Here is a 13,856-nt window from a genome sequence, read left to right as displayed (position 1 = left end):
GTAAGCGTCCGGCCATCACACCTTGTCAGTAATAGCCGGCTTCCAGTTGTGAGGCAATAGCTCATCGATGGCGTTGTTCTTCTGCATCGGGAGACGGGTCAGCACATCCTTCAGATAGGCATACGGATCATGTCCGTTCAGCTTCGCCGACTGGATCAGAGTCATGATGGCAGCCGCACGCTGACCACTGCGCAGTGATCCCGCGAACAACCAGTTGGAGCGGCCCAGCGCCCAGGGCCGGATCTGGTTTTCCACCCAGTTGTTGTCGATGGGCACAGCACCATCGTCCAGGTAGCGCGTCAGCGCTGCCCAGCGTTTGAGGCTGTAATCCAACGCTTTGGCCGTGCCGGAACCATCCGGCACTTTCTGGCGATGCGCCAGCATCCACTGATGCAGCGCATCAGCAATCGGCTTGGCTTTTGTTTCCCGGATTTCCTGCCGCTTGTCCGGTGGCAGGTCTTTGGTGTCCCGCTCGATTTCGTAGAGCCTTCCGATGTACTCCAGCGCCTTAGCGGCTAGCTCGCTCTTGTTGGCTTCGTGCAGATCGTAGAACTTGCGCCGGGCGTGGGCCATGCAACCGATCTCGATGATGCCGTTGCCGAACCCGGCCTTGTAACCAGCGTAATCATCACAGACCAGCTTGCCCTGCCAGTCACCCAGGAAGGTGCGGGCGTGTTCGCCTGCACGGCTGGGCGCGAAGTCATAAACGGTGGCTTTCAGGTCCGAGAACGGTGTGGTGCAGTAAGCCCAGACGTAGGCCTTGTGGGTTTTCTTCTTGCCCGGGGCCAGCATGCTGACCGGGGTTTCATCGGCATGCAGAACGCTGTGGTCCAGCAGGGTGTTTCTCAGCGCATCCACCAGGGGCTGTAACTGCACACCGCAGGCACCGACCCATTCGGCCAGGGTGGAGCGCGGAATTTCGAGGCCGGCGCGACCGAAGATGCGTTCCTGACGGTACAGCGGTAGATGATCGGCGTACTTGGCCACCAGGACCTGAGCCAGCAGACCAGCGGTGGGAATGCCCTTGTCGATCACCTGCGGTGGCACCGGTGCCTGGACCAGGGTCTCGCAACTGTCACAGACCCACTTGCCCCGGATGTGGCGTTCCACCGTGAACTCGCCCGGAACGTAGTCCAGCTTTTCGCTGACGTCTTCGCCGATGCGCTTGAGCTGGCAGCCGCAGCGGCACTGAGTGTTTTCGGGCTCGTGGTGGATCAGGGTGCGGGGCAGTTCCGGCGGCAGCGGGGTGCGCTTGGGCTTTTGCTTTGGCCGGGCAGCTTTCTGCTCCTCGGTCATCGCCTGTTCCAGCTCGACTTCGATAGCCGCCAGGTCGCTGTCGATCAGTTCATCCAGCAGTCGTCCCTGGACGGCGTCCAGTTGCTCGCTGCGCCGGGCATACTTATGGCGCTTGAGGATGGCCACTTCGTGAGTCAGCTTCTCGATGACCGCATCACGGTGCACCAGGGCCCGCTCCTTGTTCTCGACACGATCGAACAGTTCCGTGGCAAGAGCACGGAGCTGATCGGCAGAGAGTTGGTCGAGATCGGGGCGCTGAGTCATGCCCGTCAGTATGCCAAGTCCATGTGCCGCAAGCGATTCGCGGTTCTGGCTATGGCGATATCACTCAGCTTATGGTTACAGAATGGAGATCACGCCTTCAGCGCCAAGGCGTTGCCAGGGCAGGCCCTGAACCAGAGCGGATAACTGTTCCTCAGTCAGGCGCAGTTGGTCACCGCGCCAGGCTTCGCCCCAGTGGAACTTGCCCCGATTCAGCCGGCGAGCACAGAGCCAGATGCCCAGGCCATCGTGGATCAAGACCTTCATCCGGTTGCCCCGTTTGTTGGCAAACAGGTAGGCGCAATGCGGCCTGGCAGAACCGAAGACCTGAATAACCCGAGCCAGCGCTTTGTCTGGCCCGGCTCGCATGTCCAGCGGCTCAGTGGCCAGCCAGATCTCGTCAATGCGGATCATCCCAGCAGATCCCGCAACAGGGCGGCACACTGGTGGGCCTGCTCCGCAGGCCACTCCACCACCACCGCACCACCGGCGCGGGGAATCTCGATGCGGATGGTGCTACGCTTATCCGAGACCGATTGGTTGCCCGGTGCAGAGGTTGCAGCAGGCAGATTAACCGGAACAAATCCCGGTGTTGCTGGTGTTTTATCCGCTCGCTGCGCTTCACTCATCCAGCGCCGGACCATGTTGGCGTTGAGACCGTTATCCAGTGAAATCCGGGAAACGGAGGCCCCGGGTTCCAGGCATTTGGCGACAATCTCGGCTTTGAATTCGCGGGAAAACCGGCGACGGCGTTGGTAGGGCTTGGTTACGCTTAATTCGTTCATGTTAAGTGTCCACTAGAAAATAAGTGGACACTATCCTGACGTTGGCAGCGCCGTGCTCAAGATGGGATCACCGGACGCTTACGTTGAGAGTAATCAGTACATCATTCCGGCTGCGCATAGTTCAGTCTTATCGTCAGGTTTGGAGTTAGTAGTTAAGCATAGCCAATACCAATGCAGAGCGTTAGGCTGAAGTCAGAGTTTGTTGATCGCTACACAAAAAGGTGAACAGTAGATGATCTGGGACCAGAAATTTATCGAATTGGCACCCCTTCCGCGCGGGTTCCACCTGGTGACAAACGAAATTGTCGCGCAGGCACCGGACCTCAGGAATTGTCAGGTTGGGCTGCTGCACCTGTTTATTCAGCACAGTTCCGCGTCATTGGCGATAAACGAGAACGCGGATCCGGATGTGCGGGGGGATCTGGAGCGGCATTTCAATGTGCTGGCTCCGGAAGGGGCTGATTACTATCAGCACACCGCTGAGGGGGCTGATGATATGCCCGCCCATATAAAAAACGTGTTGATTGGCCACTCACTGACAATCCCGGTTTCGGATGGTCATCTGGCCCTGGGAACCTGGCAGGGAATCTATCTGTGCGAGCACCGGGACCATGCCGGAAGCCGCCGCATTGTGGCAACGTTGCAGGGGCGGTGGTAAGGAGCTGGCAGACCCCCTTGAATGAATCTGCCAGTATGGCCTGTCTTAGCGTGAGGTTGTCATTTCAAGTTGCTGCTGTCCGTCTTCCGTCAGCAGAGGCAGTGAAACATTGCCGCTGACACTGACTGCGGGAACCGTCAGATCGCGGGAAAAGGCGCCAAGGAATGTCGGGTGCTGACCATAAAGCATCAGGACCAGTTGATCTCCGGTGTTCAGCCGTTCTGCAATTCCCGTCAGTTCGATGTCGTGTTGCCCGAAGCCGCGAATGGGCTGAACTTGTTCGTCGATCAGTTCGGGAATGCTTGCGCCCCCTCTGATAACACCAACCCCGACAAACAGGATGGCATCGCAGGTGCCGGTTGCGAACACCGGATCCGACTCATCCAGACAACGCTCCTCGAGGTCGGACAACGGGGCTCCGACATTGAGTGTGGCCGTCGGGATACCGGCGATAACTCCGTCACTCTCCAGCGTTGTCAAAGGAACGATGGTTGGTAACAAACCCGCGACGCCCGTGAAGGTGGTTACCTCTATGTCTTCTCCCAGCATATCGTATCTGACCGGGAAGCTGGCGCCACCAACGGTGACTTCCGGTGCCGGGACCGCGTCACCGGGGGAGAGGGTGTAACATATCTGGTCGCCGGTGGTGATCACGTTATCCGCATTGCCACGGCCCAGAAGCTTTTCATTGAACCAGGCAACGGTCGCCTGATTGGCGCTGATGTCGCCGCAATCGGTCAGGGTGTTGAGGCCCGCAGTGGCCAGATCCGGCAGCGACTCGGCATAGAAGCCCAGGCTCGCCAGGGTTTCCTGGATCAGGCCGACGTTGGGCGCAAGGTAATGATGACTGAAGGGGTAGGTGAGCAAGCGCACGTCACCGCCGGCTGCTTTCAGCTCCTTGTAATTTTCCCAGGCGTCGTTGAAGGGAAACAGGCTGTCTCGCATGCCCTGGAACATGAGTACGTCTACCGGATAAGGGGCCATCTGTGGCGTCTTGATGACATAACGGCCGTCACTGGTGATGGGAATCTGTCCGGTGATCGGATCCAGCAGGTACTCCTGGCTGTTGCCGCTGTCGAACAGTTCAAGGCTGCGTTCGTTCTCCCAGAAATAACTGGGGCTGTGGTAGTGGAAGAAATCCAGTGCCGGCTCGGGGAAGCGGTTCTGGACAATGCCATCGATCAGCGAAGAACGCAGGTATGGGTCCATGGAGCCGCCTGTCCCGGCATCCCCGGCAAGGGAAAGGAACGCGAGCCAGTAGTTCTTGGTAACGTTGCCCGGGTTCAGGCTGTAGGTCAGGTCGTGCCAGGTAATGTGCGGCACCATGGCGTCCATGCGCTGATCCGGGTCTGCGTTATAAAGCAGGTACTGGAAACCGCCACCGTAGCTGCCGCCGACGCCACCCAGCAACAGGTTGTCATCACGGTATTTGAGGTAATCCAGGTGGGTTTCCGCCCAGTCGACAATCTGGACAAGGTCTTCTCCTTCAAAGTCCGGATCCATCACCCGAATGGTTCCGCCGCTTTCACCATGACCACGCTGGTCGATGCTGATCACAGTGAAGCCCGCGTCCACCAATGGGGCGATGGGGGCCAGAGGATCATCACCGGCTTCGGTGGAGCGAGTGCCGCTGAAACCGTGTCCCTGGAGAATCAGGGGGTGTTCAGTCTTGCAGTCAAACTGGGTTGGCTCGAAAACCTGGAATACGATCGCGGCACCATCTATCCGGGAAGGCATTTCTACCCGATAGCTGCGGCCGCCGGTCAGATCACTGCCTTGGTCGCAGGAGGCGTGTACCAGCTCGCTGATGCTTTCTGTCAGTGGACGGGAAATGGTTCGGGTGGTTGAGGGTTGGGTGTTGGTTTCGCGGCTTTCGGTGTCGCCCAGGGTGGCTCCACCAGAAGCCTCAGAGCTGCTGCCACCTCCTCCGCATGCCGCCAGCAGAGCCGCACTGGTGCCAATAACCAGGGTACTGGTTAATCTGTTCATAATTATGCCTTTGTATGTTTTTGTTGTGATGCATTACAAAGTGTGACGAAAGTCACAATAAGGCGGGGCGATTTACGGGGCGATGGCCAGAATGCCCGGGGAGAATGGCTCGCAGGTCAAAGCTTCAGGGGACGCTCACGCACCTGAAGGTATGCCTGACCAGTCAGGGAGTGTGGTTGTGGCGAGGGACGTGATCTCACTGGAGGTGGTATCGCCTTTCCGGGCGTCCAACGCTGCCGTAGGTCACTTCGGCGGTGAGCTCGCCCTTACCGACCAGAAACTCCAGATAGCGGCGAGCGGTAGTCCGGGAGGCGCCGATGGCATTGCCCAGTTCCTCGGCACTCCAGTGCTGTCCGGATGACAGCACCTCACGGATCTTATCTAGCGTGATACTGTCGATGCCCTTGGGTAGCCGTTCTTCGCGGGCCGGCTGGGTATCCTCGCCCGAGCTCCGGGGCAGCAGGGCATCCACCTCTTTCTGTGCCACCCGGACCAGGCCTGACAGGTGGCGAAGGTGGTCCCGGTATCGGCTGACGGCTTCCTCAAGGCGTTCGAACACCAGCGGTTTGAGGATATAGTCGAACACCCCGCCGCGCAGGGCGCTTCTCAGGGTTTCCACTTCCTTGGCAGCGGTGATGAGAATGACGTCACTGCTGCTGTCTTTTGCCCGGAGCTCACGGAGCAGTTCAAGCCCGTTCCCGTCGGGGAAATAGATGTCCAGCAGGATCAGGTGAGGCGCCATCACGTCGATCAGGTCCCTTGCGTCTTCCAGGCTGTGGGCGATGCCACACAGTTCGACGTCGTCCAGGCGTTCGACAAATCGTCGCTGGATTTCCGCAATTTTCCGGTCATCTTCAACAATCAGAACGCGAATGATGGTCAATGACTGTCCCTCCCTCTGCTGGTTTTAGGTAGGTAAAGGGTAAAGCGGGCGCCTTTTCCAGGCAGGTCGTCAACCGTGACTGACCCACCCCAGCGATTCAGGAACTGGCGTACCAGGTGCAGGCCATAGCCATGTGCGTCACCTTTCTTGGTGCTCACGCCTTTCTCGAAAATCGTCTGCCGGAGATCTTCAGGAATGCCGGGGCCTTGATCTTCCACCTCGAAAATCAGTTCGTGCCCGAGGTCGGTCATGGAAAGCTCAACGAGCCCGCCTTCGCCGGTTTGTTGGCGGGTTGCTTCAAGGGCATTGTCGATCAGGTTGCCGAGCACGCTGACCAGTTGATCCCGCGGCATATCGGCGGGTATATCCGTCATCCGGCTATCCGGATCGATGTGGAGGCGCAGGCCCATTTCCCGCGCCCGGTTGTACTTGCCCAGAAGGCAACCGGCAATGATAGGGTCGGGCACCGCATCCAGCAGCAGGTGAATCAGCGCCTGGTGATCACTGACTTCACTGCCAATCAGACTCAGTGCGTCTTCATAGGCTTCGATCTGGATCAGGCCGGCAATGGTATGGAGCTTGTTCGAGTACTCATGGGTCTGGCTTCGTAAGGTGTCAGCGTATTGCTGTATCCGCGTTAACTGCTGGCTGACCTGATCCACTTCGTCCCGAAGCCTGAAACTGGCGACCACGCCAATAATGTCCGCGCCCTGGCGGACGGGTAGCCGGTTCACGATCATCTGCCGGTTTCTCAGCCACACTTCCCGGTCAAAGTCCGGTGTGCCGGACTCAAGCACCGAAAGCAGGTCGCTTTCGGGCAGGACTTCGAGAATGGGGCGGCCTGCCAGAGGTGTGTGCGGGTCCAATCCAAGCGTTTCCAGAGCGGTTCGGTTCACGGTGGTGATAATGCCCTCGCGATTGATGGCGATAATGCCCTCCCGGACCGACTGGAGTGTGGCGTCCCGCTCCTGGAACAGGCGTGCGATTTCCTCCGGCTCCAGTCCGAATATGGCGCGTTTGAAGCGACCGGCAATGACGATGGCAATCACTATGCTGATCAACAGCGCCAGGCCAACGACGCTGTAGAGCACGATGCTGTAACGTTCAATGGTTGCGTTCACCTGATCGACGCCATAGCCGACCGAAACAATGCCGATAATCTCGCCGCTATCCGGTTCAACCACCGGTGCCTTGCCGCGCATGGACTCGCCCAGGCTACCTTCGGCCCTTGCCACGTAGGACTCACCATCGACCAGGGCGCGCCGGCCATCGTCACCATCGTCGTCTGCCATGGAGTGGCCAATCCGGTCGGCGGAGGGGTGCGCAAGGCGAATGGCCTGGTGGTCACCGATAACAATGAACAGGGCTTCGTTGGTGTGTGCCAGGCGCCTGGCCAACAGATTGAGGGTGTCTATATCACGCTGGTGGATGCCCTCTATTACTGTGGGCGCGGCGGCAACGGTTTTGGCAACCATCAGCGCACGCTGTCCGATCTCATCAAACAGGGAATCACTGAGGTAATAGCCGGCGAATACGCCGATCAGTGTAGTTTGCAGGGCACTGACGAACCCGAGCGAAAGGATCATTCGGGTTTTAAGTTTGGTTTTTCGGAACACGTTATCAGCAGCGATTGGTTTGTTGTCATTATTCCCTTCAGGGTAAATCACAAGTTTCGCGATTACCCGTAAATTTTATGAACTTAACGCCCATTAGTTTCTTTAAAGGCTTTACGTCCAGAAACTTCTGGAGGCGTTGATTGCCCTCTAGTCTGTTTTTGCGAGTCTCCTTCCAGCGGCTTCCAGCAATGAGATCCGCCGAGGAAGAGACCATAAAAACAAGAGTGAGGTGACAATCATGACTATCAAACAAACACTTTCCCTGGTGGCAGCCGCCACCTTCAGCATGTCCGCTCTGGCCTGGCAGCCTTCCGGTAAGGTCGAGTGTATTGCTCCTTCCGATCCGGGCGGTGGCTGGGACTTTACCTGCCGCAGTGCCGGCAATGTCCTCAGAGAGCTTGGCCTGATTGATGGCACGGTCCAGACCGTGAACATGGCTGGCGCCGGTGGCGGGGTTGCTTTTGCCCACACGGTCAGCAAGCGGGCCGAGGACGACAAGCTTATAGTGGCCGCATCGACAGCCACCACCACACGCCTGGCACAGAAGCAGTTTCCCGGTCTGGACGCAGATATGGTGAATTGGGTTGGGGCGTTGGGGGCCGACTACGGCGTGATTGCCGTGGGCAGCAACTCCAAATACCAGAACCTGAATCAGCTTCTGGATGCCGTCAAGGCGAATCCCAAGTCGGTGAAGTTCGCGGGCGGCAGTGCCCGGGGCGGGTGGGATCATCTCAAGGTCCTGATCACGGCAAAGGCTGCCGGTGCTGAGCAGCTCCCGGCGATTCCCTACCTTTCCTACAACAACGGCGGCGAAGCCATGACCCAGGTGGTGGGCGGCCAGGTTGATGCCTTTACCGGTGACCTCTCAGAAGTCACCGGCTTTATGGAATCCGGCGACCTGCGTGTGCTGGCGGTACTGTCGGATGAGCGTGTGCCGGGTAACTTTGCAGAGATTCCGACGGCAAAAGAGCAGGGCATTGATGCGGTCGGTCCGAACTGGCGGGGTTTCTACATGCCGAAGGACGCCTCCGAAGAATCCAAGACCTACTGGGCCAATACGGTCGATACCCTTTACACCAGCGAGGAATGGAAAAAGGTCATGAAGGCCAATGGCCTGATTCCCTTCCACCCACCGGCGGGTGAATTTGACAGCTTTGTGCGGCAGCAGGTGCAGGACATCGAAACTCTGTCTCGTGAAATAGGGCTGCTCAAATGACTGGCCTCGGTGATCGACTTCTTGGTCTTGGCCTGATGGTGCTGGCGGTGGTTTACGGCTGGGTGGCCCAGCAGTGGCCGGAACCGTTTGGCGGCGCCGAAACCGTGGGGCCGGAAACCTTCCCCACCATCCTGGCGGTCGTGCTGGTGGCCGGTGGTATCTACCTGATGATCAGGCCGGATCCCGATGCCCAGTGGCCGCTGGGCAAGTCCGCACTGGAGCTTGTGGTGTCCCTGCTGGTTCTGGTGGTGTACGCCATGCTGCTTGAGCCTTTGGGGTTTGTCATCTCGACAACCCTGGCTGTGGGCACATTGAGCTGGCGCATGGGCGCTAATCCCCGAAGTGCATTTGTGACGGGTCTGATGAGTGCCGTAGTGGTGTTTGTATTGTTCAACTACGGCTTGTCGCTGAGCCTGCCCGCTGGCCTTCTGGAGGTGAACTGATGGAAACGCTCGGTTTTCTGATGGACGGCTTTGCGGTGGCACTGACACCGTACAATCTGATGTTTGCCCTGCTTGGCGCCTTTGCCGGTACCCTGATCGGTTGTATGCCGGGCCTCGGTCCCGCCAATGGCGTGGCCATTCTTATTCCCCTGGCGTTCACCCTGGGTCTGCCGCCGGAAACGGCCATGATCCTGCTGACCTCGGTCTACGCGGGGGCCATGTACGGCGGCCGCATATCCTCCATCCTGCTCAATATCCCCGGTGACGAGCCGGCGATGATGACCTGTCTTGATGGCTATCCGATGGCCCGCAAGGGCAGGGCGGCGGATGCGCTGGCGATCTCTGCCATAGCATCGTTCTCTGGCGGTCTGATCGGGACGGTGGGTTTGATCATGCTGGCCCCGGTGCTGGCGAAGTTTGCTCTCAGTTTTGGACCGGCGGAGTACTTCGCGCTGTTCCTGCTGGCGTTTGCAACGCTGGGTGGTATTACCGGTAAGAACCCGATGAAAACCGTGATCGCTGCCACTTTGGGGATCATGATTTCCACCGTGGGGATCGATATCTCCACCGGCACCCAGCGCTACACCTTTGGCGTGCTGGAGCTGTACGAAGGGATCGATTTTATTCTCGCCATTGTGGGGCTGTTTGCGATCTCGGAGTTGTTGTTCTTCGTCGAGTCACGCATGGGCCGTGGGCGCGAAAAGGTGAGCGTGGGCAAGCTGACTCTCGGCTTCCGGGAACTGGTCAGCACCATTCCTACCCAGTTGCGTGGTGGTGTGCTCGGGTTTATTTCCGGGGTCCTGCCGGGGGCGGGCGCGTCTCTGGGCAGCTTCATCAGTTACACGCTGGAGAAGCAGATCCTTGGCAAGAAGGGCAGGTTCGGTGAAGGCGATATCCGCGGTGTGGTTGCGCCTGAAGCGGGTAACAACGGTGCTTCATCGGGTGCGCTGGTGCCCATGTTGACCCTGGGCGTGCCTGGCAGTGGCACGACAGCGGTTCTGCTGGCGATGTTGATTTCCCTGAACATCACGCCTGGCCCGCTTATGTTCACCCAGAACGCCGATATTGTCTGGGGCGTCATCGCAGCCCTTCTCATCGGGAATGTGCTCTTGCTGCTGCTGAACATTCCTCTGGTCGGGCTCTTTGTACGGCTGCTGTCAGTTCCCCCCATGTACCTGTTGCCGATCGTGACCATGGTTGCCTTCGTGGGCATTTACTCCATCAGCAACAGTACTTTCGATCTGTATTTCATGGTGGCGTTTGGTGTTGCCGGTTATTTCCTGCGCAAGCTGGAAATCCCGGTGGTGCCCATCATTCTCGGTCTGTTGCTGGGACCGGAGATGGAAAAGAACCTCGGACATGCCCTTGTGCTGTCAGATGGTGACTGGAGCATTCTCTGGGCCAGCACCCTGGCCAAGAGCTTCTGGCTGGTCGCCGGGTTGAGCCTGGTGCTGCCGTACCTGGTTGGCCCCCTGCTGCGTCGCCGCATGAACGCTGCCATGAAGGAAAGCCCGGTCAGTGACTGACTGCGCTCCAGTGTGTTCCCGCCAGACTGGTGTCTGGCTTGCAAAGCAATAAATACAATTCAATAAGGAAGGATGTAATGAGAAAACAAAAAAGATTGGTTTCATGTATTGCGTTGGTTGTTTGTGGTTTCTCCGCTTCAGGTGCGTATGCCCAGGCGATGGGCTCGAAGCTCTCAGCGGATGCGCCGGTGTCGAATGTGTCTGCGGACGTGTATGGCCAGCTGAACTATGGTCTTCTGTATGGTGACACTGGCGATGGCAGTGAGCACTTCATCGTTGATAACGACAACAGCGGGAGCCGGATCGGCGCCAAACTGAAAGGCGACTTGAACGATACAGACCTGGTGGTCGGTGCCCATGTGGAGCTGGAGTATCAGCAGAACGCCTCTAACAAAGTGACGCTTGAAGAGCGTTCGATCAGCGGCGAATTCAATGAGCGCCAGCTGAACCTGTTTGTCTCCGGTGGATTTGGCAAGTTATCACTCGGCCAGGGTGATGGGGCCGCGAACGGCAACATCGAACGGGACCTGTCGGGTACCAAGGTTATTTCGTATACCAACCCCGGCTTGGTGGGTGGCGGTCTGGAGTTTCTGGACGATGCCACCGATACGCGGGTCCGGCTGGGGGCTGCCACGAGCGACCAGGATTTCGAGAGCCGGTACAGCCGTGTGAAGTACGATCTGCCAGCCCTGGCCGGGCTGCAGCCCTCGATAAGCCAGGGCATCAAGGATGGTGATGACGTTTCAGAGATCGGGGTGCGCTTCTCTGGCCGGTTCGGGGGCAAGATTTCCGGTGCGCTCGGTTATTCAGTCAAGGACAGTGGCGGGCAAACCGGGGATGTTGAAACCCTTGGCGGTTCGCTGTCGTGGTTGCACGACAGCGGTATCAACCTGACGGGCGCCTACTCAGCCAGCAGTGATGATGACTCTGCCAATCCGGACTCTGATTTCTACCTGGCGAAGTTGGGATACATAATGGGCAGACATGCCTTCGACATTCATTATATGGAAACAGAAGACCGCGTTGAAAAGGGCGACTCGGCGGAAACCGTCGGGGTAGGCTATGTCTTCACCCCAATCAAATGGTTTGAGGCTTATGCCGGTTACAACAACCATTCCCTGGATCGTGCCGGTGCTGACTTTGACGATGTGGACACCGTTCTGGTCGGAGGACGGCTGAAGTTCTGATTTGCGTCTCTTTGTTGTTGTCCCTGGGTGAATGAGCCCAGATTTGCCGCACCGGGTTAAGGGTGCGGCTTTTTTGGTTCTGGAGGGCTGTCAGAGATTGGCTTCGGCGTATTCCGCCAGAACCGACCTCGGTACACCCTGGAGATGGATGTGGCCGCCATGGCGGAAGCCCTTGAAGCGTTCCGTCATGTAGGTCAGGCCGGAGCTGAGGGCGCTGAGATAGGGGGTGTCTATCTGTGCCAGGTTACCCAGGCAGATGACCTTGGAGCCGTTGCCGGCGCGGGTAATGATGGTCTTGATCTGGTGCGGCGTCAGGTTCTGGGACTCGTCGATAATGATCAGGCTGTGCTGGAAACTGCGCCCGCGGATGTAGTTCATGGACTTGAAGTGCAATGGCACCTTGCTGAGGATGTAGTCGACGCTTGCGGTCATGTTCTCGTCGTCTTCATGGAGCGCTTCCAGGTTATCGACGATGGCGCCCAGCCAGGGCTCCATTTTCTCTGCCTCGGTACCGGGCAGGAAGCCGATGTCTTCATCCAGCCCCTGGGTGCTTCGGGTGGCGATGATGCGCTTGTACAGCTTGCTCGCCACGGTCATCTCGATGCAGGCGGCCAGCGCCAGGATGGTTTTACCCGAACCGGCCGACCCCGTCAGGTTCACCAGGTGAATGTCGGGATCCAGCAGCAGGTTCAGGGCCAGCGATTGGTATATGTCCCGGGGGACCAGGCCCCAGACTTCCTCGTTCATCAGATCGTGTTGATGCAGATCCTGCATGACCAGTTGGTCATCAGACAGGTCCACCACCTTGCCAACGAATCCCTGTTCGTCCACCACGAATTCGTTGACGTTGAGCCTGGCCAGCTCACCTTCGCGCTTGAGGATATGTTCGGTGATGCCCTCGCGCTGTATGGTTTCCACCTTGGCGATATTGTCCCAGAAGGAATTGGGGAATTGCTTGTAGCCTTTGGGCAGCAAATCGATGTCATCCAGCAACATGTCGTTGTGGTAATCCTGGGCTTCGACACCGAAACCGCGGGCTTTGAGCCGCATGTTGATGTCTTTGCTGACCAGGATGATGTCACGGGATTTGTGCTGTTCCTGCAGCGCCGCCAGAGTGTTGATGATCTTGTTGTCGTTGAGGTGTTCCGGCAGGGAATGATTGCCGTGGTTTTCGGTGCTCATCAGGATCGACAGGGTGCCAAGGGGCTCGGCCTTCTTTGCCCTTACAATGGGAACGCCTTTCTCAATGTCCTTCGGGCTGGCATCACCCAGCAGTTTGTCGATGTTGCGAATGGCCTGGCGACAATCGGCAGCTACGGCCTGTTTACCGGATTTGAGGCTGTCGAGTTCTTCAAGGACCGTCATCGGAAGGATGACATCGTGTTCTTCAAAATTGAGGAGGGCGTTGGGGTCGTGAATCAGGACGTTGGTGTCGAGGACATACATCTTTCGGCGAGCTTGCGATGCTCCTGGCATAAGGCGCGTTACCTCTCTGGTGGCTCAGTCGTTTCAGGCACAGCGGCTGGTGAGTTCTTTGTCTGAAATCAGTTTTAGCATGTCATAAGTGGTGATGATACCGGTGATCTTGTCGTCTTTTGTAACGAAGATCCGGTGCAGGTGTTCACGCATCATGATATCGGCGATATCGCGCACCGGGGTCTGTTCATCAACGGAAAGGACGCTCGGCGTCATGATATCCCGTACTTCGACGGGGACCTTACCCATCTCCTCGAAGATGGCCATGCGGAGGCGGCGGGCTTCCCGCTCCTCTTCCGGGGTCAGCCGGGCATCGTTGTCATTGCGGTTGGCGTTCCAGCGAAATTCGGTGATGTCTTTCAGGGTGGCGATACCGACAATGTCACCGTGTTCATCGGTGACCGGACTTCCAGTGATTTCGTTGTCGGTGAGGAAGCGGGCCAGCCTCTCCATCGTCCATGATTGCGGTACGGCCTTGATGCTTGGGGTCATGATCTCGTAAGCGAGAACAGTCATTTAC

Annotated in this window: 13 protein-coding genes; 5 read left to right on the top strand and 8 right to left on the bottom strand. The window is 58.0% G+C overall.

The window, feature by feature from the left end; all coding sequences use genetic code 11:
* Window positions 1-15: 15 nt before the first annotated feature.
* From tnpC to tnpA, 3 genes are all read right to left on the bottom strand, one after another.
* A complete protein-coding gene (gene tnpC, locus ACJO3M_RS14710) occupies window positions 16-1,560 on the bottom strand; it encodes an IS66 family transposase (RefSeq protein ID WP_406999692.1) in 1,545 nt (514 codons plus the stop codon).
* A gap of 75 nt (window positions 1,561-1,635) precedes the next feature.
* The gene (tnpB, locus tag ACJO3M_RS14705; RefSeq protein ID WP_406999690.1) at window positions 1,636-1,971 is read right to left on the bottom strand and encodes an IS66 family insertion sequence element accessory protein TnpB; all 336 of its coding nucleotides are present in this window, start codon (window positions 1,969-1,971) and stop codon (window positions 1,636-1,638) included.
* A complete protein-coding gene (gene tnpA, locus ACJO3M_RS14700; RefSeq protein ID WP_406999688.1) occupies window positions 1,968-2,342 on the bottom strand; it encodes an IS66-like element accessory protein TnpA in 375 nt (124 codons plus the stop codon). The genes tnpB and tnpA overlap by 4 nt, the downstream gene beginning before the upstream one ends.
* 232 nt (window positions 2,343-2,574) lie before the next feature.
* On the opposite strand from tnpA, the gene ACJO3M_RS14695 reads away from it, so the two are divergent.
* Window positions 2,575-3,000, top strand: a complete 426-nt coding sequence (locus tag ACJO3M_RS14695) for a secondary thiamine-phosphate synthase enzyme YjbQ (protein ID WP_407002136.1) — start codon at window positions 2,575-2,577, stop codon at window positions 2,998-3,000.
* Between the two features lie 45 nt (window positions 3,001-3,045).
* Here ACJO3M_RS14695 and ACJO3M_RS14690 read toward each other — a convergent pair whose 3' ends face one another.
* The 3 genes from ACJO3M_RS14690 to ACJO3M_RS14680 form a co-directional block, all read right to left on the bottom strand.
* On the bottom strand, window positions 3,046-4,989 hold the full coding sequence (locus ACJO3M_RS14690; protein ID WP_407002135.1) for an alpha/beta hydrolase: 1,944 nt from the start codon (window positions 4,987-4,989) through the stop codon (window positions 3,046-3,048).
* A gap of 196 nt (window positions 4,990-5,185) precedes the next feature.
* Window positions 5,186-5,872 (bottom strand): response regulator, encoded by a 687-nt coding sequence (locus ACJO3M_RS14685; RefSeq protein ID WP_407002134.1) that lies wholly within the window; start codon window positions 5,870-5,872, stop codon window positions 5,186-5,188.
* Window positions 5,869-7,458: an ATP-binding protein gene (locus ACJO3M_RS14680; RefSeq protein ID WP_407002133.1), complete on the bottom strand. Its 1,590-nt coding sequence runs from the start codon at window positions 7,456-7,458 to the stop codon at window positions 5,869-5,871. Before ACJO3M_RS14680 ends, ACJO3M_RS14685 begins: the two co-directional genes overlap by 4 nt.
* A 268-nt stretch (window positions 7,459-7,726) precedes the next feature.
* On the opposite strand from ACJO3M_RS14680, the gene ACJO3M_RS14675 reads away from it, so the two are divergent.
* The 4 genes from ACJO3M_RS14675 (at window position 7,727) to ACJO3M_RS14660 (ending at window position 11,860) form a co-directional block, all read left to right on the top strand.
* Complete coding sequence (locus tag ACJO3M_RS14675) at window positions 7,727-8,704, top strand: Bug family tripartite tricarboxylate transporter substrate binding protein (protein WP_407002132.1); 978 nt, start codon at window positions 7,727-7,729, stop codon at window positions 8,702-8,704.
* Window positions 8,701-9,147 carry a tripartite tricarboxylate transporter TctB family protein gene (locus tag ACJO3M_RS14670; protein ID WP_407002131.1) on the top strand — a complete coding sequence of 149 codons (447 nt, stop codon included), beginning with the start codon at window positions 8,701-8,703 and terminating at the stop codon, window positions 9,145-9,147. The genes ACJO3M_RS14675 and ACJO3M_RS14670 overlap by 4 nt, the downstream gene beginning before the upstream one ends.
* The gene (locus ACJO3M_RS14665; protein ID WP_407002130.1) at window positions 9,147-10,673 is read left to right on the top strand and encodes a tripartite tricarboxylate transporter permease; all 1,527 of its coding nucleotides are present in this window, start codon (window positions 9,147-9,149) and stop codon (window positions 10,671-10,673) included. Before ACJO3M_RS14670 ends, ACJO3M_RS14665 begins: the two co-directional genes overlap by 1 nt.
* Before the next feature lie 77 nt (window positions 10,674-10,750).
* A complete protein-coding gene (locus ACJO3M_RS14660) occupies window positions 10,751-11,860 on the top strand; it encodes a porin (RefSeq protein ID WP_407002129.1) in 1,110 nt (369 codons plus the stop codon).
* Window positions 11,861-11,950: 90 nt separating this feature from the next.
* On the opposite strand, the gene ACJO3M_RS14655 is transcribed toward ACJO3M_RS14660, so the two are convergent.
* On the bottom strand, window positions 11,951-13,306 hold the full coding sequence (locus tag ACJO3M_RS14655; protein WP_407002138.1) for a PhoH family protein: 1,356 nt from the start codon (window positions 13,304-13,306) through the stop codon (window positions 11,951-11,953).
* Window positions 13,307-13,369: 63 nt separating this feature from the next.
* Window positions 13,370-13,852 (bottom strand): CBS domain-containing protein, encoded by a 483-nt coding sequence (locus ACJO3M_RS14650; protein ID WP_406986301.1) that lies wholly within the window; start codon window positions 13,850-13,852, stop codon window positions 13,370-13,372.
* Between the last annotated feature and the right edge of the window lie 4 nt (window positions 13,853-13,856).

Source organism: Marinobacter alkalisoli (assembly GCF_045449795.1).
Taxonomy (GTDB): Bacteria; Pseudomonadota; Gammaproteobacteria; order Pseudomonadales; family Oleiphilaceae; genus Marinobacter.
The sequence above is the reverse complement of the archived record's forward strand: the minus strand, read 5'-3'. Positions and strand labels throughout refer to the sequence as shown.

Coding starts and splice junctions, on each gene's coding strand:
- ACJO3M_RS14690 (WP_407002135.1), bottom strand. CDS start 4,989: ATGAACAGATTAACCAGTACCCTGGTTATTGGCACCAGTGCGGCTCTG.
- tnpA (WP_406999688.1), bottom strand. CDS start 2,342: ATGAACGAATTAAGCGTAACCAAGCCCTACCAACGCCGTCGCCGGTTT.
- ACJO3M_RS14680 (WP_407002133.1), bottom strand. CDS start 7,458: ATGATCCTTTCGCTCGGGTTCGTCAGTGCCCTGCAAACTACACTGATC.
- ACJO3M_RS14655 (WP_407002138.1), bottom strand. CDS start 13,306: ATGTATGTCCTCGACACCAACGTCCTGATTCACGACCCCAACGCCCTC.
- ACJO3M_RS14660 (WP_407002129.1), top strand. CDS start 10,751: ATGAGAAAACAAAAAAGATTGGTTTCATGTATTGCGTTGGTTGTTTGT.
- ACJO3M_RS14650 (WP_406986301.1), bottom strand. CDS start 13,852: ATGACTGTTCTCGCTTACGAGATCATGACCCCAAGCATCAAGGCCGTA.
- ACJO3M_RS14665 (WP_407002130.1), top strand. CDS start 9,147: ATGGAAACGCTCGGTTTTCTGATGGACGGCTTTGCGGTGGCACTGACA.
- ACJO3M_RS14695 (WP_407002136.1), top strand. CDS start 2,575: ATGATCTGGGACCAGAAATTTATCGAATTGGCACCCCTTCCGCGCGGG.
- ACJO3M_RS14675 (WP_407002132.1), top strand. CDS start 7,727: ATGACTATCAAACAAACACTTTCCCTGGTGGCAGCCGCCACCTTCAGC.
- ACJO3M_RS14670 (WP_407002131.1), top strand. CDS start 8,701: ATGACTGGCCTCGGTGATCGACTTCTTGGTCTTGGCCTGATGGTGCTG.
- tnpC (WP_406999692.1), bottom strand. CDS start 1,560: ATGACTCAGCGCCCCGATCTCGACCAACTCTCTGCCGATCAGCTCCGT.
- tnpB (WP_406999690.1), bottom strand. CDS start 1,971: ATGATCCGCATTGACGAGATCTGGCTGGCCACTGAGCCGCTGGACATG.